The organism is Aurantibacter sp. (genome assembly GCF_042094015.1).
Lineage (GTDB): Bacteria > Bacteroidota > Bacteroidia > Flavobacteriales > Flavobacteriaceae > Aurantibacter.
On sequence record NZ_JBELDZ010000001.1, the window covers coordinates 14,658 to 37,073 of the forward strand.

At 31.1% G+C, this 22,416-nt stretch carries 19 protein-coding genes; 7 read left to right on the forward strand and 12 right to left on the reverse strand.

Annotation, left to right across the window (positions count from 1 at the left end):
• Nucleotide 1 precedes the first annotated feature (1 nt).
• Nucleotides 2-1,003 (reverse strand): AAA family ATPase, encoded by a 1,002-nt coding sequence (locus ACFDSN_RS00080; RefSeq protein ID WP_375237772.1) that lies wholly within the window; start codon nucleotides 1,001-1,003, stop codon nucleotides 2-4.
• A 158-nt stretch (nucleotides 1,004-1,161) separates the two neighbouring features.
• Between ACFDSN_RS00080 and ACFDSN_RS00085 the strand changes: the two genes are divergently transcribed.
• Nucleotides 1,162-1,911: an SDR family NAD(P)-dependent oxidoreductase gene (locus tag ACFDSN_RS00085; protein WP_375237773.1), complete on the forward strand. Its 750-nt coding sequence runs from the start codon at nucleotides 1,162-1,164 to the stop codon at nucleotides 1,909-1,911.
• 93 nt (nucleotides 1,912-2,004) lie between these two features.
• Here ACFDSN_RS00085 and ACFDSN_RS00090 read toward each other — a convergent pair whose 3' ends face one another.
• The 3 genes from ACFDSN_RS00090 to ACFDSN_RS00100 all read right to left on the reverse strand — a co-directional run bounded on the left by ACFDSN_RS00090 (nucleotide 2,005) and on the right by ACFDSN_RS00100 (nucleotide 5,210).
• Nucleotides 2,005-2,538 (reverse strand): hypothetical protein, encoded by a 534-nt coding sequence (locus tag ACFDSN_RS00090; protein ID WP_375237774.1) that lies wholly within the window; start codon nucleotides 2,536-2,538, stop codon nucleotides 2,005-2,007.
• 15 nt (nucleotides 2,539-2,553) lie between these two features.
• A complete protein-coding gene (locus ACFDSN_RS00095; RefSeq protein ID WP_375237775.1) occupies nucleotides 2,554-3,495 on the reverse strand; it encodes an OmpA family protein in 942 nt (313 codons plus the stop codon).
• Between the two features lie 161 nt (nucleotides 3,496-3,656).
• Nucleotides 3,657-5,210 (reverse strand): aldehyde dehydrogenase family protein, encoded by a 1,554-nt coding sequence (locus ACFDSN_RS00100; protein ID WP_375237776.1) that lies wholly within the window; start codon nucleotides 5,208-5,210, stop codon nucleotides 3,657-3,659.
• A gap of 220 nt (nucleotides 5,211-5,430) precedes the next feature.
• Between ACFDSN_RS00100 and ACFDSN_RS00105 the strand changes: the two genes are divergently transcribed.
• From ACFDSN_RS00105 to ACFDSN_RS00115, 3 genes are all read left to right on the forward strand, one after another.
• Nucleotides 5,431-11,007, forward strand: a complete 5,577-nt coding sequence (locus ACFDSN_RS00105) for an alpha-2-macroglobulin (RefSeq protein ID WP_375237777.1) — start codon at nucleotides 5,431-5,433, stop codon at nucleotides 11,005-11,007.
• A 134-nt stretch (nucleotides 11,008-11,141) separates the two neighbouring features.
• Complete coding sequence (gene pbpC, locus ACFDSN_RS00110) at nucleotides 11,142-13,493, forward strand: penicillin-binding protein 1C (protein WP_375237778.1); 2,352 nt, start codon at nucleotides 11,142-11,144, stop codon at nucleotides 13,491-13,493.
• A gap of 16 nt (nucleotides 13,494-13,509) precedes the next feature.
• On the forward strand, nucleotides 13,510-13,884 hold the full coding sequence (locus ACFDSN_RS00115; protein ID WP_375237779.1) for a hypothetical protein: 375 nt from the start codon (nucleotides 13,510-13,512) through the stop codon (nucleotides 13,882-13,884).
• A gap of 7 nt (nucleotides 13,885-13,891) precedes the next feature.
• On the opposite strand, the gene ACFDSN_RS00120 is transcribed toward ACFDSN_RS00115, so the two are convergent.
• Both ACFDSN_RS00120 and ACFDSN_RS00125 read right to left on the reverse strand, forming a co-directional pair.
• Nucleotides 13,892-14,359: a CYTH domain-containing protein gene (locus ACFDSN_RS00120; protein WP_375237780.1), complete on the reverse strand. Its 468-nt coding sequence runs from the start codon at nucleotides 14,357-14,359 to the stop codon at nucleotides 13,892-13,894.
• On the reverse strand, nucleotides 14,340-15,002 hold the full coding sequence (locus ACFDSN_RS00125; RefSeq protein WP_375237781.1) for a lysoplasmalogenase: 663 nt from the start codon (nucleotides 15,000-15,002) through the stop codon (nucleotides 14,340-14,342). The genes ACFDSN_RS00120 and ACFDSN_RS00125 overlap by 20 nt, the downstream gene beginning before the upstream one ends.
• 88 nt (nucleotides 15,003-15,090) lie before the next feature.
• On the opposite strand from ACFDSN_RS00125, the gene dinB reads away from it, so the two are divergent.
• The gene (dinB, locus tag ACFDSN_RS00130) at nucleotides 15,091-16,191 is read left to right on the forward strand and encodes a DNA polymerase IV (RefSeq protein ID WP_375237782.1); all 1,101 of its coding nucleotides are present in this window, start codon (nucleotides 15,091-15,093) and stop codon (nucleotides 16,189-16,191) included.
• Here dinB and ACFDSN_RS00135 read toward each other — a convergent pair whose 3' ends face one another.
• From ACFDSN_RS00135 to ACFDSN_RS00160, 6 genes are all read right to left on the reverse strand, one after another.
• Nucleotides 16,192-16,479 (reverse strand): hypothetical protein, encoded by a 288-nt coding sequence (locus ACFDSN_RS00135; RefSeq protein WP_375237783.1) that lies wholly within the window; start codon nucleotides 16,477-16,479, stop codon nucleotides 16,192-16,194.
• 178 nt (nucleotides 16,480-16,657) lie between these two features.
• Entirely contained in the window at nucleotides 16,658-18,085 is a 1,428-nt protein-coding gene (pyk, locus tag ACFDSN_RS00140; protein WP_375237784.1) for a pyruvate kinase, read from the reverse strand.
• Complete coding sequence (locus tag ACFDSN_RS00145; protein ID WP_375237785.1) at nucleotides 18,085-18,573, reverse strand: IPExxxVDY family protein; 489 nt, start codon at nucleotides 18,571-18,573, stop codon at nucleotides 18,085-18,087. Before ACFDSN_RS00145 ends, pyk begins: the two co-directional genes overlap by 1 nt.
• A gap of 107 nt (nucleotides 18,574-18,680) precedes the next feature.
• Nucleotides 18,681-19,418 (reverse strand): ribonuclease III, encoded by a 738-nt coding sequence (rnc, locus tag ACFDSN_RS00150; RefSeq protein ID WP_375237786.1) that lies wholly within the window; start codon nucleotides 19,416-19,418, stop codon nucleotides 18,681-18,683.
• A gap of 6 nt (nucleotides 19,419-19,424) precedes the next feature.
• The gene (gene fabF / locus ACFDSN_RS00155; RefSeq protein ID WP_375237787.1) at nucleotides 19,425-20,675 is read right to left on the reverse strand and encodes a beta-ketoacyl-ACP synthase II; all 1,251 of its coding nucleotides are present in this window, start codon (nucleotides 20,673-20,675) and stop codon (nucleotides 19,425-19,427) included.
• A gap of 12 nt (nucleotides 20,676-20,687) precedes the next feature.
• On the reverse strand, nucleotides 20,688-20,921 hold the full coding sequence (locus ACFDSN_RS00160) for an acyl carrier protein (protein ID WP_013869581.1): 234 nt from the start codon (nucleotides 20,919-20,921) through the stop codon (nucleotides 20,688-20,690).
• 181 nt (nucleotides 20,922-21,102) lie between these two features.
• Here ACFDSN_RS00160 and ACFDSN_RS00165 point away from each other — a divergent pair, with 181 nt between their 5' ends.
• Both ACFDSN_RS00165 and ACFDSN_RS00170 read left to right on the forward strand, forming a co-directional pair.
• Nucleotides 21,103-21,666 (forward strand): phosphoribosylglycinamide formyltransferase, encoded by a 564-nt coding sequence (locus ACFDSN_RS00165; RefSeq protein WP_375237788.1) that lies wholly within the window; start codon nucleotides 21,103-21,105, stop codon nucleotides 21,664-21,666.
• A 40-nt stretch (nucleotides 21,667-21,706) separates the two neighbouring features.
• Nucleotides 21,707-22,348 carry a viroplasmin family protein gene (locus ACFDSN_RS00170; RefSeq protein WP_375237789.1) on the forward strand — a complete coding sequence of 214 codons (642 nt, stop codon included), beginning with the start codon at nucleotides 21,707-21,709 and terminating at the stop codon, nucleotides 22,346-22,348.
• Nucleotides 22,349-22,416 lie beyond the last annotated feature (68 nt).

A 22,416-nucleotide genomic window follows, 5' to 3' on the forward strand; every position in this document is an offset into this window, starting at 1 on the left:
ACTATGGTACTTCAATTTCGTTTACAATTTTGGTAATAATATCTTCCGAAGTAATGTTTTCAGCTTCAGCTTCATAAGTAATACCAATTCTGTGTCTTAATACATCGTAAACAACCGCTCTAACATCTTCTGGTATAACATAACCTCTTCGCTTTATAAAAGCATAACATTTTGCTGCTGTAGCTAAGTTAATACTTCCACGTGGCGATGCTCCAAAAGAAATTAACGGTTTTAAATCGTCTAATCTGTATTTTTCTGGGTAACGTGTAGCAAAAATAATATCAAGAATATACTTCTCAATTTTTTCATCCATATAAACTTCACGAACAGCATTTTGAGCTGATTTAATTTGAGCAATAGAAACTACAGGATTAACTTTCTCAAAAGAACCTTTTAAGTTGGCTCTCATAATAAGTTGTTCTTCATCTTGTTTTGGATAATCTATAACTGTTTTTAGCATAAATCTATCCACTTGTGCTTCTGGTAACGGATATGTTCCTTCTTGTTCTACAGGATTCATAGTTGCCATTACTAAAAACGGCTTATCTAAAACAAAAGTTTCGTCTCCAATAGTCACTTGTTTTTCTTGCATTGCTTCTAATAAAGCAGATTGCACTTTAGCTGGCGCACGATTAATCTCATCTGCTAATACAAAATTTGCAAAAATTGGACCTTTCTTAATTTTAAAGTCGTTTTCTTTCATATTATAGATTAGCGTACCAACAACATCTGCTGGTAATAAATCTGGCGTAAACTGTATTCTACTAAAACTTGCATCTATAGCTTTAGATAATGTATTAATTGCTAATGTTTTTGCTAATCCAGGAACTCCTTCAAGTAAAATATGTCCTTGACCTAAAAGACCAATTAGTAAGCGCTCAATCATTCCTTTTTGACCAACAATAACTTTGTTCATCTCAAGTGTTAATAAGTCTACAAAAGCACTTTCTTTTTCAATTTTTTCGTTAATAGATTTAATGTCTATTGTTGCATTTTCTTCCATATCCTTGTGTAATTTGTGGGCGAAATAAAATAAAATTTTTCGTAGGTGCAAATAATTAAAAAAAAAGGCGCAAAGCTGTTAACAATTGGTTAAAAATATTTTAACATATTCAATTTGGTCTATTTTGCTTTTAATAACTTAGTAAAAAGTTTTAAAAAATGACTAAAACAGCTTTAATTACTGGAGCAACAAGTGGGATAGGAAGAGCAACTGCTTTTGAATTTGCTAAAAATGGTATTCATCTAATAATTTGTGGTAGAAGAGAAGAACGCCTGCAAACTATAAAAATGGCTTTATCTAAATTAACACAAGTACATACTTTGTGTTTTGATGTTAGAAGCAATGAAGATGTTGTAAATACTATAGCGTCTCTACCCGAAAAATTTAGTGAAATAGATATTCTAATTAATAATGCTGGAAATGCGCACGGATTAGATCCTATACAAACTGGAAATACAGAAGATTGGGATGCAATGATGGATATAAACGTAAAAGGTTTACTTTATGTTAGTAAAGCCATTATTCCACAAATGACACATAGAAAAAGCGGACATATTATTAATATTGGTTCTAGTGCTGGTAAAGAAGTGTATCCAAAAGGAAATGTGTATTGTGCTACTAAGCACGCAGTTTTAGCAATTACCGAAGGTATGCGCATAGACTTAAATCCATACGGAATTAAAGTTGGTGCTGTTAATCCTGGAATGGTAGAAACAGAGTTTTCTCAAGTGCGTTTTAAAGGTAACGAAGCTGCTAATAATGTATATACTGGTTTTAAAGCTTTACAAGCCGAAGATATTGCAGAAATTATACAGTTTGTAGTTTCTAGACCAAGCCACGTAAATATTGCTGATTTATTAGTGTTTTGTACTGCACAAGCAAGTAGTACTATTGTAAAGAAAGATTAGATTTATTCTTAAAAACACTAATCCAATAAAAAAATCCGTTTTATAAAAATAAAACGGATTTTTAGGTTGGTTTAGTTTACAATAAGTGGTTGGTTATTTTCCGCCATCTAATTGGTCTTGCCAATCTTTAAGGTCTTGCCATTTTCCTTGTGCAGCCATTCCTGCTTGTTTAGGCCAAGAAGCTGGCTTATGTATTTTATATCTATTTCCACCAGAGTTTAAAACCTCTTGGCATTTTTCTAAAGAGCATTCAGATAAGGCTTGCCAAGTGTTTACGTTATGGTTATGAAATAATTCTTTAATTTTTGGACCAATACCTTCAACAACAGTTAAATCATTTTCTTTGATTTTTTTTCCAAAAACAGCTTTAGCAGCATCACTATTAAAAACTATTGTTGTAGCTGGCGTCATAGAAGAAGCTATGTTTGTTGAAGCAGTAGTGTTTCCTGAATTTGGTTTTGATTGAGCTGCTTCACAAAGTTCTAAATCTGTTTCTAATTTTGAAATTCTATTTTTATAAACAGAATCGTCAAATTGACCATTTTTATTTAGCATTTTACCTAATAAGTAGCCAAGAATACCACAAATTAGACCTGTTAGTAATGGGATTAGTATGCACCAAATCATAGTTAAATATTTAAGTTAGTTAATAGTTACGGTTACTCGTCTGTTTTTTGCTCTACCTTCTTTAGTTGTATTATCTGCAATAGGCATATCTGGACCTTTAGAATCTGTAGTCATATATGTTTCTGAAATACCATTTTCGATAAGAATATTTTTAACAAAATCTGCTCTTTCAAATGAGAGTGCAATGTTATTATCTCTAAGACCTGTATTATCTGAATGTCCGGTTACAATAAGTTTATCATTATCAGATTTTTCTACATAGGTTAATAAATTGGCTATTTTTTTTCTTTGCACATTAGAAAGTGTAAGCTTATTTGAACCTGTTTTAAAATGAAGTGTTAATGGATTAGCAACTAAACTATCTTTAAGATTTTTAAGGTGTTCTTTATTATTGCTGCCACCTTTTAAAGCGTTAATAGTGAAATTAACAGGTCCATAAAATACATTTAAGGAGTCCGATATAAAATTGTCATCTAATCGACCAGAAATATTCATTTGTTTAGAAGACATTCCTTTTGAGACAAAATAATTTTTAATGCTATTAGCACGAGCATAACCTAAATTAGGAAATATAGAATTATTAATTTCGTTTGAATTGTATAAACTTTCAATGTTTAATCTTTTATTAGAATTATCGTTAAAGTAAACAGCTAGTTTATCTATTTGATTATCCATATTAGAAGATAAAGAATCTTTAATGTTGAAGCTGTCTCTTAAAAAAATAAAATTGTTATCTGCTTTAAAAGCTAAACCACTACTATTATCTAAAATGTTAAAACTGTTTTTAGATGTTGGTTTAATTACAGGCGTTTCTGTAATTACATCAATATTTTTTTCTGATTCCTTTTTAGCTTGACATGTATCTTTACAGTTTTTACAGCATAAGAAATACTGAAGAAAACAACCGATTATTATGGTTAAAATGATACCTAATAGATAAGATGATTTTTTATTCATTTTAGTGTAGCTATTGGTTTATTTCTATTAAAGCTACAATTTTTGTATTTATTTAGACGATTATCTAAAATAAATTCGGTAAAACCATTTAAAGAATCGACAAAAAACAAAAAAGCCACCTAAATTTAGGTGGCTTTTTTGTTTTTATAAAATAAATTCTACTATAAATCGAACTTAATTCCTTGAGCAAGAGGTAATTCGTCCGAGTAGTTAACTGTATTAGTTTGTCTTCTCATATAAACTTTCCAAGAATCAGAACCAGATTCGCGTCCGCCACCAGTTTCTTTTTCTCCTCCAAAAGCACCACCAATTTCAGCACCAGAAGTTCCAATATTCACGTTTGCTATACCACAATCAGATCCTGAAAATGATAAGAATTTTTCAGCTTCTTTCATTTCGTTTGTCATAATTGCAGAAGATAATCCTTGAGCAACACCATTTTGAACATCAATTGCGTTTTCAACATCTCCGCTATATTTCATTAAATATAAAATTGGAGCAAAAGTTTCATGTTGTACGATTTCGAAATGGTTTTCAGCTTCAATAATTGCTGGTTTTACGTAGCATCCAGATTCGTATCCTTCACCTTCTAAAACGCCACCTTCAACTAATACGTTTCCGCCTTCAGCTTTAGCTTTTTCAATAGCAGCTAAATATGTATTTACAGCATCATGATCAATTAATGGTCCAATATGATTCTTTTCGTCTAATGGGTTACCAATAGTTAATTGCCCGTAAGCACCAACAATAGCATCTCTAACTTTATCGTAAACAGATTCATGAATAATTAAACGACGAGTAGAAGTACAACGTTGCCCACAAGTTCCAACAGCTCCAAATACTGCACCAGGAACTACCACTTTTAAATCAGCTGTTGGTGTAATAATAATTGCGTTGTTTCCTCCTAATTCTAATAAAGATTTTCCAAAACGTTCTGCTACAGTTGCACCAACTATACGTCCCATTCTTGTAGAACCAGTTGCAGATACTAAAGGTATTCTAGAATCTGTAGTCATAAATTCACCAACTTTGTAATCTCCATTAATAATACAAGAGATTCCTTCTGGTAAATTATTTTCTTTTAAAATTTCTGCAATAATGTTTTGACAAGCTACAGCACAGATTGGTGCTTTTTCTGAACCTTTCCAAACACAAACATCTCCACAAATCCAAGCTAAAGCTGTATTCCAAGCCCAAACTGCTACTGGAAAGTTAAATGCAGAAATGATACCAACAACACCAATTGGATGCCATTGCTCTCTCATTACGTGTCCTGGTCTTTCTGAAGGAATTGTTTGTCCGTTTAATTGTCTTGATAAACCAACAGCAAAATCACAGATATCAATCATTTCTTGAACTTCTCCGTAACCTTCTTGTAAAGATTTACCCATTTCATAAGATACTAATTTACCTAATGGCTCTTTTAAATCTCTTAATTTGTTTCCAAATTGACGAACAATTTCACCTCTTAGTGGTGCAGGCATTGTTCTAAAAGATTTGAAAGCTGTAGTTGAAGCATCCATAACTTTATCATAATCTGCTCTTGTAGTTGTAGTAACTTTTCCAATTAAAGATCCATCTGTTGGAGAATAAGAAGCTATTGCTTCTCCGCTACCAAAGTTATTAGAACCAGTTGAAGTTCCGTGGTTTAGATCTTTAATTCCAAGCTGTTGTAAAGCCTCTTTAATTCCGAATTGAGCCGAAACGTCTGCCATAATATCTTGATTTTTAAGTTTTATTAAAATTTTATGCAAATATACTAATAATTATACTTCTTGTAAGATGCATATTGGTTTAATAAAATTCTGAGTTATATTATGTATTTCTAGCTTATAATTAATGAAAAAAATGTAATTTTAATGCATTACCTACATCTATAATTTAATTCTGAACGTAACTTAAATTATAGTCATTAATTAAAAACCATCTATTTCTATGAAATTTAAATCTATTTTAACACTAATTCTAATTTGTGTATTTAGTTTTTCTTGTAAAAAAGAGAGTCAAGAGCCACAAGATAATATCTTTAAATATCGAGAATATGTAAGCTACACTACAACTGGATTACAATCTGTAGTTAATCCTATTCAAGTTAGTTTAGCAAAGCCGGTAAAAGGTTGGGATGCGGATAAACCTTTAGATCTTAACTTAATTTCTATTTTACCTAAAGTAGGCGGGATAATAACTGCTAAAAACGATAACTCGTTTTTATTTACTCCAAACACAACGTTTAAAGCAGATACAGAATATACAGTGACATTACTCTTGGATAAAATGTTTCCAAAAATTGAAAGTGACTTGTCTGAGTACGTATTTAAGTTTAAAACAAAAAAACCTAATTTTTCTATTAACACTAAAAATTTGCAATCATATTCTCGTGAATGGCAATATTTGTTAGGTGAATTAAAATCTGTAGATGTTATATCTCCAAATCAAGCCAAAGAATTAATATCAGCTTCACAAAACAATAATGATTTAAAAATTGAATGGAATGAATCTAATGACTTAGCAACTTATTTTGAATTTAAAATAGATAGTATTAAAAGAGAAATTAACGATTCTGAAATTAATGTAAAATGGAATGGAAGTGCTATAAATGCAGATAATAAAGGTGAAAATACAATTGCAATTCCTGGGAAAAACAATTTTAAGATTATTAATGTTGAGGTTTTACAACAACCAGAGCAGTATTTAAGTATTAATTTTTCTGATCCTTTAAAAAAGGAGCAGAATTTTGATGGTTTAGTTAATATCCAAAAAAGTAAATCGGCTAAATATGTAGTAGATGGAAATGTTCTAAAAGTATATCCAAATAATAAGTTGTCTGGTAATTTATTAGTTGATGTATTCCAAGGAATTAAAAATACAGATGGCTATAAATTAAAAACTTCTTTTTCTGAAACTATTGCATTTCAAGATTTGAAACCACAAGTTAGATTGGTGACTTCTGGTGTGTTTTTACCAAATTCTGAAAAACTGAATTTTAATTTTGAAGCCGTAAATTTAAAAAAGGTAGATGTTAGAGTAATTAAAGTGTATCAAAATAATGTTTTACAATTTTTACAAAATAATAGTTTAAATTCAAATAATAGCAACAGTATTCGTCAAGTTGGAAGACGTGTCGCCAAGCAAACCATTACTTTAATAGAGAATGATTTTGACAATACCGGAAAATTTAAAAATTACAGTATAGATTTAGCTAACTTTTTTCAGGCAGAAAAAGGAGCTATTTATCGTGTAGAATTAGAATACAAAAAAGAATATGCGCTATTTAATTGTGATGTAGCTACCACAAATAATAACTCTAATGACGATGACTATTACGAAGACGATTATTACTACGACGATTACCAAGAAAATGACATTGATTTACAAAATGCTAACGATGAAGAACGAGAAGAAGCTTATTGGGATAATCTAACGTACAATTATAAAGATTACCCTTATAATTGGAGAGAAAGAGATAATCCTTGTCATGAAGCTTACTATAATAGAAATCGTATTGTTTCTCAAAATTTAATTGCATCAAACCTTGGAGTTATTGTAAAACGTGGATCAGATAATACATATCATTTTGCGGTCTCTAATATTTTAAATACACAACCAGAATCCGATGCAAAAGTCACTTTATATAATTACCAAAAGCAAGAGTTAATCTCTACTACTACAAATGCCGATGGTTTTGTAGTTCTAAACTCACCTAAGTATGCATCATTCGCAATAATTTCAAAAGGAAAAAACACCACGTACCTTAAACTCAACGACGGAAATAGTTTATCTCTAAGTAAGTTTGATGTTTCTGGAGCAACACTTCAAAAAGGGTTAAAAGGATTTTTATATACGGAACGTGGCGTTTGGCGTCCAGGAGATAGTGTTTTTTTTACGTTTATGCTAAATGATATTGCAAATCCATTACCAGATAATCATCCTGTAAAATTAGAAGTTACAGACGCTACTGGAAAATTAGTTAATAAACAGATTACAACTAATCACTTAAATCATGTTTATGCATTTACAATTCCCACAAATCCAGACGATAAAACTGGAAACTGGTCAGCTAAAGTAAGTGTTGGTGGCGCTAAATTTTATAAAACTTTAAAAGTTGAAACCGTAAAACCAAATAGATTAAAGCTTAAAATTAATTTTGAAGATGATGTCCTTAGTACTTCAAAACCGGCAAAAGGAACACTTCAAGTTAATTGGTTACATGGAGCGCCAGCAAAAAATCTAAGAACAGAAGTTAAAGCGAAGTTTAGCGTTAATAATTCAGGATTTAAGAACTATAAAAATTATGTTTTTAACGATCCAACTAAGCGTTTTAACACAGAAGAATTGACACTTTTAGATGCTAAAGTTAATGAAGAAGGAAACATAGCAATTAATAATCCACTTAAAATTGGTAAAAACGCACCAGGAATGTTAAATGCTCAGTTTTTAGTTAGAGCATTTGAGAATGGAGGCGACTTTTCTATAGATGCTTTTACAATGCCTTATGCACCTTATGAAAGTTTTGTAGGATTAAAATCTCCTAAAGAAAAAGTGTATGGTTCTTTTGATACAGACCAAAGTCATACGTTTGACATAGCTACTGTAGATAAAGATGGAAAACCAATAAAACGCAACAATTTAGAAGTTAAAGTTTATAAGATAGAATGGCGATGGTGGTGGAACTCTTCACGAGATAATTTATCAAAATATACATCAAGTACATTTCATAAACCTTATATGGATGCTAAGGTTTCTACAAACCCTAACGGAAAAGCATCATTTAAAATTAATGTTCCAGATGATGAAGGCGGACGCTATTTAATTCGTGTTAGAGATCCAAAAAGTGGTCACGCTACAGGAAAAACAACATATTTCTACAAAAATTGGTGGAAACGTCAATCTGGTGGAGATAAAGAAGCTGCTAAAATGTTAGTATTTTCAGCAGATAAGGACAATTATAATGTTGGCGAAACAGCAACAGTTACATTTCCATCAGGAACAAATGGTCGTGCTTTAGTAAGTGTAGAAAACGGAAGCGAGGTTTTAGATTATCAATGGGTTGAGTCTTCTAAAGGCGAGACACAAGTTAAAATTCCTATAACTAAAGAAATGGCGCCAAATGTGTTTGTAAATATTTCGTTGTTGCAACCGCACGCATCTACTGCAAACGATTTGCCACTACGTATGTACGGACTTATTCCATTAATGGTTCAAGATAAAAACACCATTTTGGAACCTGTTTTAGATATGCCAAACTCTTTAGAACCAGAACAAGAATTTACGGTTAAGGTTTCAGAAAAAAACAATAAAGCTATGACTTACACTATTGCTTTAGTTGAAGAAGGTTTATTAGATTTAACACGATTTAAAACACCAAATCCTTGGGATGCATTTTACACGCGTGAAGCTTTAGGTGTAAAAACTTGGGATATGTTCGATGAGGTTATTGGAGCTTATTCTGGAAGTATAGAGCAAGTATTTGCTATTGGTGGAGATGGCAATTTAGAAAAAGGAAAGAATAAAAAGGCAAACAGATTTAAACCTGTAGTTCGATTTTTAGGACCTTTTACAATTGACAAAGGTGATACAAAATCACATAAAATTAAATTACCAAATTATGTAGGCTCAGTTAGAACTATGGTTATTGCTGGAGACGAAAACACAGAAGCTTATGGTAAAGTAGATAAAACAACATCTGTAAAAAAACCTTTAATGGTTTTAGCCAGTTTACCACGTAAGTTAAGTCCTGGCGAGAAAGTAACATTACCTGTTACGCTTTTTGCTATGGAAAAACACGTTAAAAGTGTAACGGTAAGCTTAAAATTAAGCAACGGAATTAAAGTTGTTGGAGAAAATACACAACGTATTACTTTTTCTAATCCAGACGAGAAAATGACATATTTTAATTTAGATGTCAGCAAAGCAAAAGGTTTTAATACTATTGAGGTTATCGCTAAAGGAAATGGCGAAAAAGCATCATATAAAGTAGAAATAGATGTTATAAATGCTAACCCAATCACATCTAAAGCTATAGATGTTGAGTTAGAAGCAAACGCAAATCAAATATCTAATTTTAATACGTTTGGTGTTGATGGAACAAACTCTGCAACGGTTGAGTTTTCTACTTTGCCACCAATGAATTTTAGTAAACGTATGGAATACTTAATTCAGTATCCGCATGGTTGTGTAGAACAAACAACATCTTCAGTTTTCCCTCAATTATATTTAACCGATATTTTTGATATTGATTACAATAAGAGGCAGGAAATTACAGAAAACATTAAAAAAGGAATCAAACGTTTAGGAAATTTTCAACAACCAAATGGCGGATTAAGTTACTGGATTGGTCAAAACACAGCTAACGATTGGGGAACAAGTTATGCTGGTCATTTTTTAATAGAAGCTGAGAAAAAAGGCTATGTTTTACCGCTTACTTTTAAGAGTAATTGGTTGCGTTACCAAAAAGATGCTGCTCGTAATTGGCGACCAAGTTATAACCAATACAGAAGTGATGTTGCTCAAGCTTACAGACTTTATACATTAGCTTTAGCTGGACAACCAGAATTGGCAGCAATGAATAGATTAAGAGAATTTAAAGAAATTTCTAATACGGCAAAATGGCGTTTAGCAGCAGCTTATGCGTTGGCAAGTCAGAAAGAAGCAAGTCAAGCTATTATAAATACAGCTTCAATTAATTTTAAAGCACCAAAGTATAATTATTACACCTATGGCTCTCGCGATAGAAACAAAGCTATGGCTCTAGAAACTATGGTAATTACTAAAGACAGTAGAACTAGAGAATTAGCTAAAGAATTGGCTAAAGATTTATCTAGTAATAGATGGATGAGTACACAAACTACTGCATATTGCTTAATGTCTATGGCAAAAATGGTAAATGCTAATGGAGGAAAAGCTTTAGATGTATCGTTTACAATTAATGGGAAATCCGAAACTATTTCTACTAAAAATGCTATTGCTCAACGTGTTTTAAAAGTGAATGATGGCGAGAACTCACTTCAGCTTAAAAATAATAAAGACAATATCGTTTTTGTTCGTGTGTTAAATTCAGGAAAATTACCTTTAGGCGAAGAACTTACTGAACAACGCGGTTTATCTGCTTCAATAGTTTATAAAGATTTAAAAGGAAACAGGATTGATATTTCTAAGTTGATGCAAGGACAAGACTTTATAGCAAGTGTAACTATTACTAATCAGAAAAATTATAACGTTAATGATGTTGCATTAACACAATTGTTTCCATCTGGTTGGGATATTGTAAACACTAGATTTACGTCTTTTGGAAGTACAACCACAAGTAAGGCAGATTATACAGATATTAGAGACGATCGTGTAAATTTCTATTTTGACTTAGGAACAGGAAATAGTAGATCAAAAACATTTAATGTTATGCTTAATGCATCGTATTTAGGAACATATTACTTACCTGGACTACAAGCTGAAGCAATGTATGACAATGACTTTTTAGTAAGGAATAAAGGACAATGGATTGAAGTAGTGAAATAGGTTTGAATTGTTAATTATATCTTGAGGTCTCGACTGCGCTCGACCAGACAGCACTAAGATAATATATAATTATGAAGTTACTAGAATGTCTCCTCGAGCACAGTCGAGAGGTTTCATTTGAAATTAAAATACTTATGCAAAACCTAATAACATACCTTAAAAAGCATAAAATTAAAGCTATAATATTAGTTATAGCTTTAATTTGGTATGCGTTATGTTTGCCAAAAGAGTTATTTAATAATCCAACATCTACAGTAATTACAAGTTCTAATAATACGTTATTAGGCGCAAAAATTGCAAAAGATGGCCAATGGCGTTTTCCAGCAACAGATACAATTCCTGAGAAATTTAAAATTTGTTTACTTCAGTTTGAAGACGAATATTTTTATAAGCATCCAGGTTTTAATCCTATTTCTATTTTTAAAGCAATTCAACAAAACTTAAAATCTAATTCAATTAAAAGAGGCGGAAGTACATTAACGCAGCAAGTAGTAAGGTTATCTCGAAAAAACAAACCCAGAACCTATTTTGAAAAAATTAAAGAATTAATATTATCAACTCGTGTTGAGGTTAAGTATTCTAAAGAGGTCATTTTAAAGTTTTACACTAACAATGCGCCTTTTGGTGGAAATGTAGTAGGCTTAGAAGCTGCTTCTTGGCGTTATTTTAATAGAGATTCTAAAAATTTGTCTTGGGCAGAAAGTGCTACACTAGCAGTTTTGCCTAATGCACCAAGTTTAATTTTTCCAGGAAAAAATCAGGAACGATTATTAAAAAAACGTAATAGATTATTAAAAAAGTTAATGGAAGCAGAGCTTATAGACAATTTAACTTATAAGTTAGCTATTCAGGAAACGTTACCTCAAAAACCTTATGCTTTACCTCAAATTGCGCCACATTTATTGCAACGTTTAAGTTTAAGTAATAATGGTGAGCAAATTCAAACGACTTTAGATTTAAGATTACAAAACCAAGTAAATGATTTAGTGAAAACACATTATAATAATTTAAAGCAAAATGAAATTTATAATGCTGCAGTTATTGTTTTAGATGTAAAAACACGAAATGTTTTAGCCTATATTGGAAATACACCAACCACAAAACAACATCAAAAAGATGTGGACATTATTACAAAAGGTAGAAGTACTGGAAGCGTTTTAAAACCATTTTTATATGCTGCACAAATAGATGCGGGCGAGTTGTTACCAAACATGTTAATTCCAGATGTACCAACTCAATTTGGGAATTATACACCTCAAAACTATAACAAAACTTTTGATGGCGCAGTTCCTGCAAAAAAAGCTTTGTCTCGTTCTTTAAATATTCCTAGTGTAAAAATGCTTCAAGATTTTGGATTGGATAGATTCTACCATTATTTAAAGGCTTTAAAATTGAAGGATATAGATAGAAATGCAAATCATTATGGATTAACTCTAATTCTTGGTGGAGCAGAAAGTAATTTATGGGATTTAACCAAAAGTTATGCAGGTTTTGCTGGGACAATAAATCATTATAATGAATTTTCTAGTCAGTATTATACCAAGGAGTTTTCTGAACCAAACTTGTTTGCTAATTACAAGGTTAATTTTGGCGATTTAACGCATAGTAAAACCATTTTTGGAGCAGCAGCAACGTATTTAACGTTTGATAGTTTAAAAGAAGTTAATAGACCTGAAGAAGACGAAAATTGGTCGTTTTTTGATGATTCTAAGCAAATTGCGTGGAAAACAGGAACCAGTTATGGTTTTAAAGATGCTTGGGCAATTGGAAGCACCAAAGATTATATAGTTGGTGTTTGGGTTGGAAATGCAGATGGCGAAGGAAGACCAGGATTAGTTGGTGTACAAGCCGCTGCGCCATTATTGTTTGATGTATTTGATGCTTTACCAAAAAGTAGTTGGTTTAGTAAGCCTTTTGATGATATGACAGAAGTTTCAATTTGTAAAAAAAGCGGATCCAGAGCAACCGATTTATGTAATGAAACGGTAAAAGAATTTATTCCAACATCTGGATTAAAATTAGCACCTTGTAAATATCATAAACAAATACACTTAGATCAATCTGGATTGTATCAAGTTAATTCTTCTTGCGAAACTTTACAGAATATGACGTCTACATCTTGGTTTGAATTACCTGCGTTGATGGCGTATTATTATAAGTCCAAAAATCCGTTTTATAAAGATATGCCGCCTTTTAGAAACGATTGTATTTCTGAAAGCCAACCGAATATGCAGTTTATTTATCCAAAGAAAAACAGCGTGGTTTATTTACCTAAAGGTTTGGATGAGGTGATTAAAGATTTAGTTCTTAAAGTAGCTTGTAATACACCAGAAAAAAAATTGTTTTGGTATATTGATAATCAGTATATAAAAACCACTAAATCTATACACGAAATAGCAATTCAGCCTAAAAAAGGAACTCATTTGGTAACCGTTATAGACGAAAAGGGAAATGAGATTTTAAGAGAGTTTGAGGTTAGTGAGTAAGTTAAAATAATAAATAATGGATTTACAAAAAGCACTTTTTATATTACTAATATTATTTATGTTTAATAGTAAGGCACAAGAATTGAAACTTCCTGATGGGCAAGAAATTTCAAAAGCATCGGCTATAAATGATATTCATTATAACACAAAAATGTATTGGATTGTTTATGGTGAATTAAACGATTATGCCTGTGAGGCTATAATATTAAAAAAATATAGCTTAAAAATACACAAATTAGGTTGTGAAATTTCAAAAGAATTAATTGATAAAATCAACTCATACAATACTGTGATAGATGCTTATATGAAGCAAGCTTATGATCCTAATTGGAAAATAAAATTGTTTAATCCTGAGTTAGATTGTGAAAATATAAAATTAGATTTTAATTAAAATAAACCTACCAATCCTTAAAAGGTTTCTTACTTAGCTGTGAATTATAGTATTTAATATTTCCAGTTACTTCTTCTCCAAGCCAATTGGGTTTTGAAAAGGCTTCATTTTCATTATTCAACTCTACTTCAGCAACAATTAAATCTTCGTTATCTCCGTAAAATTCATCGATTTCAAAAATATGATGTCCGTTTTTTACTTCGTAACGTGTTTTGTCTATTACGCCAGTTTCGCAAAGTTGTAGTAATTCTTCAGCCTCATTTAAAGGTATTTCCTTTTCCCATTCAAAACGAGACGTTCCACTTTGGTTAGATTTTCCTTTTACGGTTATAAAACCAGTATTTCCTTTAATTCTTACTCTAACTGTGCGTTCTGGATGTGTGTTAAGAAATCCTTGAGTAATTCTGGTTTGTTTAAAAGCTTCAGATTTATAATCGGAAGTTTTTACTAAAAATTTACGTTCTATTTCTTGCATTTCGATGTGTAAAGTGTGTTGTAGACAAACCTATTAATGTTATAGCAGACCAATAAGTAATTCCAATTAATTCGTTGGCAAAAGGTAATGTGTTTTTAAATTTATTTATAGCCAAAATAGTATCAGACAAAACAAACAAGCAAACAGCAATAATTATTAACTTGGAAAAATAATCTGATTTAGATAGGAATAAATTTATGCCTTGCCAAGCCATAAGTAGGATGCAAGTCATATAAAAAATAACAGGAATTAGTAAGTCGCCTAAATCATTTTTAATAAACCAGAAGAAACCGCAAGCGTATAAAATTAATATGGCTAACGATTTATAATTAACTAAGAATCCTTCTTTTAAAATAAATCCTTTAATAAAAATTAAATGTCCAATTAGAAATGCAATTAATCCAAATATAAACATAGAATTAAATAGCAATAATACATCGCCAATTAAGCAGAAAATCAAACCAAATATAATATGTGTTTTATACTTGGTTTGAGTTTTTGAATATATTAGTGGAATTAAGATAACTAATAGAGTAGCTAAAGGCTTTAAAATAATAGCTAACGTTGTAAGTGCTTTGTTTGAAGCATAAATATAACTTCCAACCGCTATTATAATTAATGCAATAAAATATTTTAAACCCATAGTTTATTAGTGTAACTTACTTAAGTAAATATAATATAAGTAATTTTATTTGCTTCAGGTTTTAATATTTAGTTTTGCCTTACAAATTATGTCAGATACATTTCCAATTAGAAAAATTATTCATGTAGATATGGATGCATTTTATGCATCTGTAGAACAAATGGATAATCCAGGTCTTATTGGAAAACCATTAGCTGTTGGCGGCAGTGAAACCAGAGGTGTTGTTAGTGCTGCAAGTTACGAAGCGCGCAAATTTGGTGTTAGAAGTGCAATTTCTGGTGCTTTAGCAAAACGTCTATGTCCTGAACTTATTTTTGTAAAACCACGTTATGACAGATACAAGGAAATATCCAAACAAGTTAGGCGTATTTTTAACGATTATACAGATCTAGTAGAACCGTTATCTTTAGACGAAGCCTATTTAGATGTTACCGAAAACAAAAAAGGAAATCCAAGTGCATCTTTATTAGCCGAAGAAATTAGAACGCGTATTTTAAATGAAGTTGGCATTTCTGCATCGGCAGGAATTAGTATTAATAAATTCATAGCTAAAGTAGCTAGTGATTATAACAAACCTAACGGACAAAAAACGGTTAATCCTGAAGAGGTTTTAGAATTCTTAGAAGCTTTAGATATCAGAAAGTTTTATGGTATCGGTAAAGTTACTGCCGAAAAAATGTATCAAAAAGGAATTTATACAGGTTTGGATTTAAAAAGAAAAACTTTAGAGTATTTACAGAGTAATTTTGGAAAATCTGGCAACTACTATTATCACATTGTAAGAGGAATTCATAATAGCGAAGTGAAACCAAACAGAATTAGAAAATCTTTAGCAGCAGAACGTACATTTAATGAGAATTTGTCGTCTGAAATTTTTATGTTAGAACGTTTAAAGCAAATTGCAGAAGAAGTCTCAAGACGATTAAAAAAAAGTAACGTAGCAGGAAAAACAATAACACTTAAAATTAAGTATAGCGATTTTACGCTACAAACAAGAAGTAAAACATTACCTTATTTTATTAGTGATGATGCTATTATTCTTGAAACCGCAAAAGATTTATTGTATCAAGAAAAAATGAGTAACTCTGTACGTCTTTTAGGAATTTCTATATCTAATCTAAATACCGAAAAGAAAAAAACACCTAAGATTGAAAAACCTATAAGTGTTCAGTTAGAGTTTAAGTTTTAGTTATTTCTCTAAAACTTCTAGAATTCTATTTAAAGGAACCACAGTAGATTCTTTTAAAATCACGCCAGTTGTCGTTAAACCCCAAATAGTAGTTTCTACACTTTTTACATTAATACTATCTTGAAATATTATTTTAACTTTAACCTGTTCTAAGTTCCCTAAAGATAAAGCACGTTTTAAAATTACAGCTCTAGCTTCTTGTTCTGCTTTTGTCTTTAAAACTTCTTCTTTTGGGAAGTTTAAGGCTTTAATTTCTTCTTTTTCTATATGTTGAATTGTAGTAGACATTTGGATTTGGGTTTAAGTAGTAGTTAAATAAACAAAATAATTGTAAATTTTACTACTGTTTATCTTAAAAAAGTTCATTTTAAATTAAAAAACGCCTCAATTAACTAAATAATTAAAGCGTTTTGTAATGTAGCTAGTTTACTGAATTAAGTTTAGAATCAAGTAACGCCATACAAAGTTATATTTCTGAAACTCTTAATGTGTTTACCATTCCTTTTTCTTGTATTGGCATAGCTGCTAAGCTTACTAGCATATCTCCTTTCTTTAAATAGCCTAATTCAGTAGCCATTTTATTTACATCTTCTATAGTCTCATCTGTACTTACAAACTTGTCGTAAAAGAATGCTTTTACGCCCCAAAGTAGGCTTAATTGCGTTAAAATACGTTTGTTAGATGTAAACACTAAAATATGAGATTTAGGTCTCCATGCTGAAATTTGAAACGCAGTATAACCTGAATTTGTTAATGTTGAAATTCCTGCGGCATCAATTTCGTTTGCCATTAAAGCGGCATGATAACAAATAGATTTTGTTATATAGCGCTTTGTTCTAATAGTTGGTGGATCATGAGGTACGTTAATTAAATCCGAATCTTCTACGCTACGAATTATGTTTGCCATTTGTCGGATTACTTGTACTGGATATTTTCCAACACTTGTTTCTCCAGAAAGCATTACTGCATCTGCTCCATCCATTACAGAGTTTGCAACATCGTTTACTTCTGCACGCGTTGGTGTTAAGCTAGTAATCATTGTTTCCATCATTTGTGTAGCAATAATTACAGGAATACGCGCTTGCTTTGCTTTAAGTACTAATTGTTTTTGTACCAATGGTACTTCTTCTGCTGGAATTTCTACACCAAGATCTCCACGAGCTACCATTAAACCATCGCAATAAGCTACAATTTTATCTATGTTTGTAACTGCTTCAGGCTTTTCTATTTTAGCTATAATTGGAATTTTATGTTCACTATGTTTTTTAATTAATTCTTGTAATTGGATTAGATCTTCTGCATGACGTACAAATGATAATGCCATCCAATCTACACCAATTTGACATGCGAAAATAGCATCGTCAATATCTTTTTCTGTTAAAGCAGGTTGAGAAATGTTGGTATTAGGAAGGTTTACACCTTTTTTAGATTTTAAAGGTCCACCTTGAATAACGCGAGCTACAACTTCGTCTTTTTGGTTAGATGAAACCACTTCGAAATGTAATTTTCCGTCATCTAAAAGAATACGTTCACCTTTTTTAGAATCTTGAGGAAACTTATCGTAAGTCATATAAACACGTTTTTTTGTGCCTTCAAAACGTTTTCCTGTAGCAAAAATAATTTCGTCACCTTCGTTTACTATAACTTCGTTTTTCATTACGCCAACACGTAATTTAGGACCTTGTAAATCGCCTAAAATAGAAACGTTATAGCCAAATTCATCGTTTAATTCACGAATCATTTTTACACGTTCTTCCACATCTGTATAATCCGCATGTGAAAAATTTATTCTAAAGACATTAACGCCTTCATCACACATTGCTTTTAGTACACTTTTATCGCTTGTTGCAGGTCCTAGAGTTGCAACTATTTTAGTTTTTTTACTTTTTAACATTAGTGAAATATTAAATTATTTTTTGATTTTAAGTTTTCTGCATTTAAATAGTATGCGGTAATAACTTGTGGTATTTCTAATATTTTATTTAAAATTACCTGAGTTTTTGCACTTGTAAGTACTGTGTTTATTTTTAAAAAATATGTCACTTTTTTTTGTTCAGGAATTAAGTAATATGTTGTTTCGCTATTGTTTTTTTCTTTCGAAAATAAATTAGTTGAATGGATTGTTTTTTCTGTAGAAATCTTACAATGATTCGCTACTAAATTATAGATAATATCTGCATTTATATCAAGATATTCAAATAACGCATAATTTGTATTTTGTTTAATGTCTACTACATCTATATATTCTCTTTTAAGTACTGTCTTTAGATGCTTATTAAGTAAATACGCAATCCTATATTGTTCTAAATCACAATGAATAGCAATTAGTGTAAATTCTTCGTGTTCAAATAAATCTTCTAAACTTAATTTAAGAATCGCCATATTGTACTAATTAATTGTAAATATATGATTTAAAACGATTTTATTAATGAAGTGAGGTGTTTCTTAACTATAATTTATTATGAAAGAATTAAGTGTTAAAAAAATAACTAAGCTTCTATTTCTTTTTGAAGTACAAAAAAAGCACGTTTTGAAGCTTTTTCTTCAGCCTTTTTCTTAGAAGTCGCTCTTGCTTTTGCGACAACTTTTTCGTTGATTAATAATTTCACAGCAAAATGTCTTAATTCATCAATGCCAGTATCGTCATAAACATTATAAGTAAATGTTTTTTTCTCTTTTTGGCACCATTCTATAAGTAAGCTCTTATAACTAATAACTTTTCCTTCTAATTTTGGGATGTCTACGTGCGGAATAATTATAGTTTTATAAATAAATTTCTCACATTGTTTGTAGCCTCTATCTAAGAAAATAGATCCAACTAAAGCTTCAAATAGATTTCCATGTATATTGCGTCCAAATTGTGTTTTAGGTATTTTACTTTGAATTAAGTTTACTAAATTTAGAGCCTCACCTAACTCATTTAAATGTTCACGACTTACAATTTTAGAACGCATTTTAGTTAAGTAACCTTCATCTCCACTAGGAACTTCTTTGTATAAATGATCTGCAATAACAGCACTTAACATAGCATCTCCTAAAAACTCTAAGCGTTCGTAATTAACAGAATGACCTTTTTCGTTCCTTAGATTTAAAGATCTGTGTGTAAAAGCCGTTTTGTAAGGTTTTATTTTTTTTGGTTTAAATCCTATAAGTTGGGTTATAGATACAGTAAATTCCCTGTCTTTTTTAGAGGACTGGAGTTTAAGTATGTTTCGAATGATAGACATTCGGAATTAATCTAATTTCTTGAAAACAACACAAGCGTTATGTCCACCAAAACCAAAGGTGTTACTCATAGCGACTTTAATGTCTCTTTTTTGAGGTTTGTTTAATGTTAAGTTTAAACTAGAATCAATATTCTCGTCAGCAGTTTTGTGGTTTATTGTTGGAGGCACAATACCGTTTTGCATTGCTAAAATAGAAGCAATAGCTTCTATAGCACCAGCAGCACCTAACAAGTGACCAGTCATAGACTTGGTTGAGTTAATATTGATGTTTTTAGCATGATCACCAAAAATTTCAGTAATTGCTTTTAGTTCAGCAACATCTCCTAAAGGCGTAGAAGTTCCATGTGTATTAATATGGTCTACATCTTCTGGTTTTAATCCTGCATTTTCTAAACAATTACGCATTACAGCCATAACACCAATTCCTTCAGGATGTGGTGCTGTCATATGGTGTGCATCGGAAGATAATCCGCCACCAACTAGTTCTGCATAAATTTTAGCGCCTCTTGCTTTTGCGTGTTCATAGCTTTCTAATACTATAGCACCAGCGCCTTCACCTAATACAAATCCATCACGATTTGCATCAAATGGTTTTGAAGCTCCTTGAGGATCTTCATTATTAGTAGATAATGCATGCATAGCATTAAATCCACCCATACCAGAAATAGTTACTGCAGCTTCGCTTCCACCCGTAACAATAACATCACAATGTCCTAATCTAATATAGTTTAAAGCATCTATCATAGCGTTAGCTGAAGATGCACAAGCAGAAACAGTAGTGTAATTTGGTCCCATAAAACCATTCTTAATAGAAATGTTTCCAGGAGCAATATCTGCTATCATTTTAGGAATAAAGAAAGGGTTAAATCTAGGTGCACCATTTCCTTCACAATAGTTTATCATTTCATTTTGAAATGTTTCTAAACCACCAATTCCAGCACCCCAAATAACACCAACTCTTAATTTGTTGATTTTGTCTAAATCCAGTTTAGAGTCCGCAATAGCCTCATCAGATGCGACCATTGCGTACTGTGTAAACCTGTCCATTTTACGTGCGTCTTTCCTATTAATGAAATCAGTCACGTTAAAGTCCTTAAGCTCGCAAGCAAATTTTGTCTTAAAGTGTTCAGTGTCAAAATACGTAATAGGTGCGGCGCCACTTTTACCTTCAAGTAAAGCATTCCAATACTCATCTTTGGTATTCCCAATAGGTGTTAGAGCTCCTAATCCTGTTACTACTACGCGCTTAAGTTCCATAAATGTGTTTAATTATTTTGCAGCTTCAATATAAGAAACAGCTTGACCAACTGTAGCAATGTTCTCTGCTTGGTCGTCTGGAATTTGGATATCGAATTCTTTTTCAAATTCCATAATTAATTCCACAGTATCTAATGAGTCTGCTCCTAAGTCGTTAGTGAAGCTAGCTTCAGTTACTACTTCGTTTTCGTCAACGCCTAATTTGTCTACGATTATCGCTTTAACTCTTGATGCAATGTCTGACATAATTTTTAATTTTAAGTTTTAATTAAGTCGCAAAAATATAAAACTTTCATTTAAAACACACATTTAGATTGAAAATGTGTAATTAAATTTAATTCTTTTTATTTAAATAATTGGATTTTTGCGTCGAAATTGTAATTATTATTCTTTTTTTTGTTGTGTAAACCTAACCTATTGGCTGTATATGAAACGAATTGTGATTTTTGCATCCGGAAGTGGATCTAACGCTGAAAATTTAATAAAGTTTTTTCAAAACAGTGAAAATGCTAATGTTACTCTTGTTATTACAAACAATCCTTATGCCAAAGTTTTGGGTCGCTGTAAAGTACTTAAAACACCTGCGTTGTCCTTTAATAAACCTGCTTTTTTTGATTCAGATGTAATACTTAATGTCTTAAAAGCTGAAAACCCAGATCTTATTATATTAGCTGGGTTTTTATGGAAATTCCCAGAAGTCATATTGAAAGAGTTTCCCAAAAGTGTAATTAATTTACATCCTGCATTGTTGCCAAAGTTTGGAGGAAAAGGTATGTACGGAATGAATGTTCATAAAGCTGTTATAAATCAAAAAGAAACGAAAACCGGAATTACTATACATTATGTTAATGAAAATTATGATGAAGGTGCTATTATTTTTCAGGCAACCTGTAAAGTTGAAATAACTGATGTACCTGATGATGTTGCAGCAAAAATTCATAAATTAGAAATGAAACACTTTCCGGAAGTAGTAGAGAAGTTATTAAACTAAAATTAGTTTTATTAGAATTAGATTCTTCAACTATAGATAAATGAGTAAGAGTAAAAAAAAGTATTATGTGATTTGGCAAGGACACAAAACTGGTGTTTTTGAATCTTGGAACGTGTGTAAAAAACTCATTAAAGATTTTAGTGGAGCACAATACAAATCTTTTGTATCTAAAGAGGCTGCTGAAGAAGCTTTTAAAGGTAATTATTTTGATTATGTAGGAAAAAAAGATAATTTTAAAACAGAACTAACTCCAGAACAACTAAAAAAAATTGGTAAACCTAACTATAATTCTATATCTGTTGATGCTGCTTCTAGTGGAAACCCTGGGGTTATGGAATATAGAGGTGTAGACACTAAAAGTAAACAACAGCTTTTTATTCAAGGTCCTTTTGCTCAAGGTACTAATAATGTAGGCGAGTTTTTAGCTTTAGTTCATGGATTAAGTTTTCTTAAAAAACACAAGAGTGAACGCTTGATTTATACTGATTCTAGAACTGCTATGAGTTGGATTAGAAAAAAGAAGTGTAACACTAAATTAGAAAGAAACGAAAAAAACAAATCTGTTTTTGATTTGGTGGATCGTGCAGAAGTTTGGCTTAAAACTAATACGTATACTACAACTATAGTAAAGTGGGAAACTAAAGCTTGGGGAGAAATTCCAGCAGATTTTGGAAGAAAATAATATTAAAGTTTATTCTTTTGGATATGTATAAAACAAATCTTTCAAACCTAAAAAAATTATGTAAATTT

Bases quoted from the DNA above. Each gene is read 5' to 3' on its own strand.
- ACFDSN_RS00115 (WP_375237779.1), top strand. From the start codon at position 13,510: ATGGATTTACAAAAAGCACTTTTTATATTACTAATATTATTTATGTTT.
- ACFDSN_RS00090 (WP_375237774.1), bottom strand. From the start codon at position 2,538: ATGATTTGGTGCATACTAATCCCATTACTAACAGGTCTAATTTGTGGT.
- pbpC (WP_375237778.1), top strand. From the start codon at position 11,142: ATGCAAAACCTAATAACATACCTTAAAAAGCATAAAATTAAAGCTATA.
- dinB (WP_375237782.1), top strand. From the start codon at position 15,091: ATGTCAGATACATTTCCAATTAGAAAAATTATTCATGTAGATATGGAT.
- ACFDSN_RS00160 (WP_013869581.1), bottom strand. From the start codon at position 20,921: ATGTCAGACATTGCATCAAGAGTTAAAGCGATAATCGTAGACAAATTA.
- ACFDSN_RS00100 (WP_375237776.1), bottom strand. From the start codon at position 5,210: ATGGCAGACGTTTCGGCTCAATTCGGAATTAAAGAGGCTTTACAACAG.
- ACFDSN_RS00135 (WP_375237783.1), bottom strand. From the start codon at position 16,479: ATGTCTACTACAATTCAACATATAGAAAAAGAAGAAATTAAAGCCTTA.
- ACFDSN_RS00105 (WP_375237777.1), top strand. From the start codon at position 5,431: ATGAAATTTAAATCTATTTTAACACTAATTCTAATTTGTGTATTTAGT.
- ACFDSN_RS00170 (WP_375237789.1), top strand. From the start codon at position 21,707: ATGAGTAAGAGTAAAAAAAAGTATTATGTGATTTGGCAAGGACACAAA.
- ACFDSN_RS00120 (WP_375237780.1), bottom strand. From the start codon at position 14,359: ATGCAAGAAATAGAACGTAAATTTTTAGTAAAAACTTCCGATTATAAA.
- ACFDSN_RS00080 (WP_375237772.1), bottom strand. From the start codon at position 1,003: ATGGAAGAAAATGCAACAATAGACATTAAATCTATTAACGAAAAAATT.
- fabF (WP_375237787.1), bottom strand. From the start codon at position 20,675: ATGGAACTTAAGCGCGTAGTAGTAACAGGATTAGGAGCTCTAACACCT.
- pyk (WP_375237784.1), bottom strand. From the start codon at position 18,085: ATGTTAAAAAGTAAAAAAACTAAAATAGTTGCAACTCTAGGACCTGCA.
- ACFDSN_RS00125 (WP_375237781.1), bottom strand. From the start codon at position 15,002: ATGGGTTTAAAATATTTTATTGCATTAATTATAATAGCGGTTGGAAGT.
- ACFDSN_RS00165 (WP_375237788.1), top strand. From the start codon at position 21,103: ATGAAACGAATTGTGATTTTTGCATCCGGAAGTGGATCTAACGCTGAA.
- rnc (WP_375237786.1), bottom strand. From the start codon at position 19,418: ATGTCTATCATTCGAAACATACTTAAACTCCAGTCCTCTAAAAAAGAC.
- ACFDSN_RS00145 (WP_375237785.1), bottom strand. From the start codon at position 18,573: ATGGCGATTCTTAAATTAAGTTTAGAAGATTTATTTGAACACGAAGAA.
- ACFDSN_RS00085 (WP_375237773.1), top strand. From the start codon at position 1,162: ATGACTAAAACAGCTTTAATTACTGGAGCAACAAGTGGGATAGGAAGA.
- ACFDSN_RS00095 (WP_375237775.1), bottom strand. From the start codon at position 3,495: ATGAATAAAAAATCATCTTATCTATTAGGTATCATTTTAACCATAATA.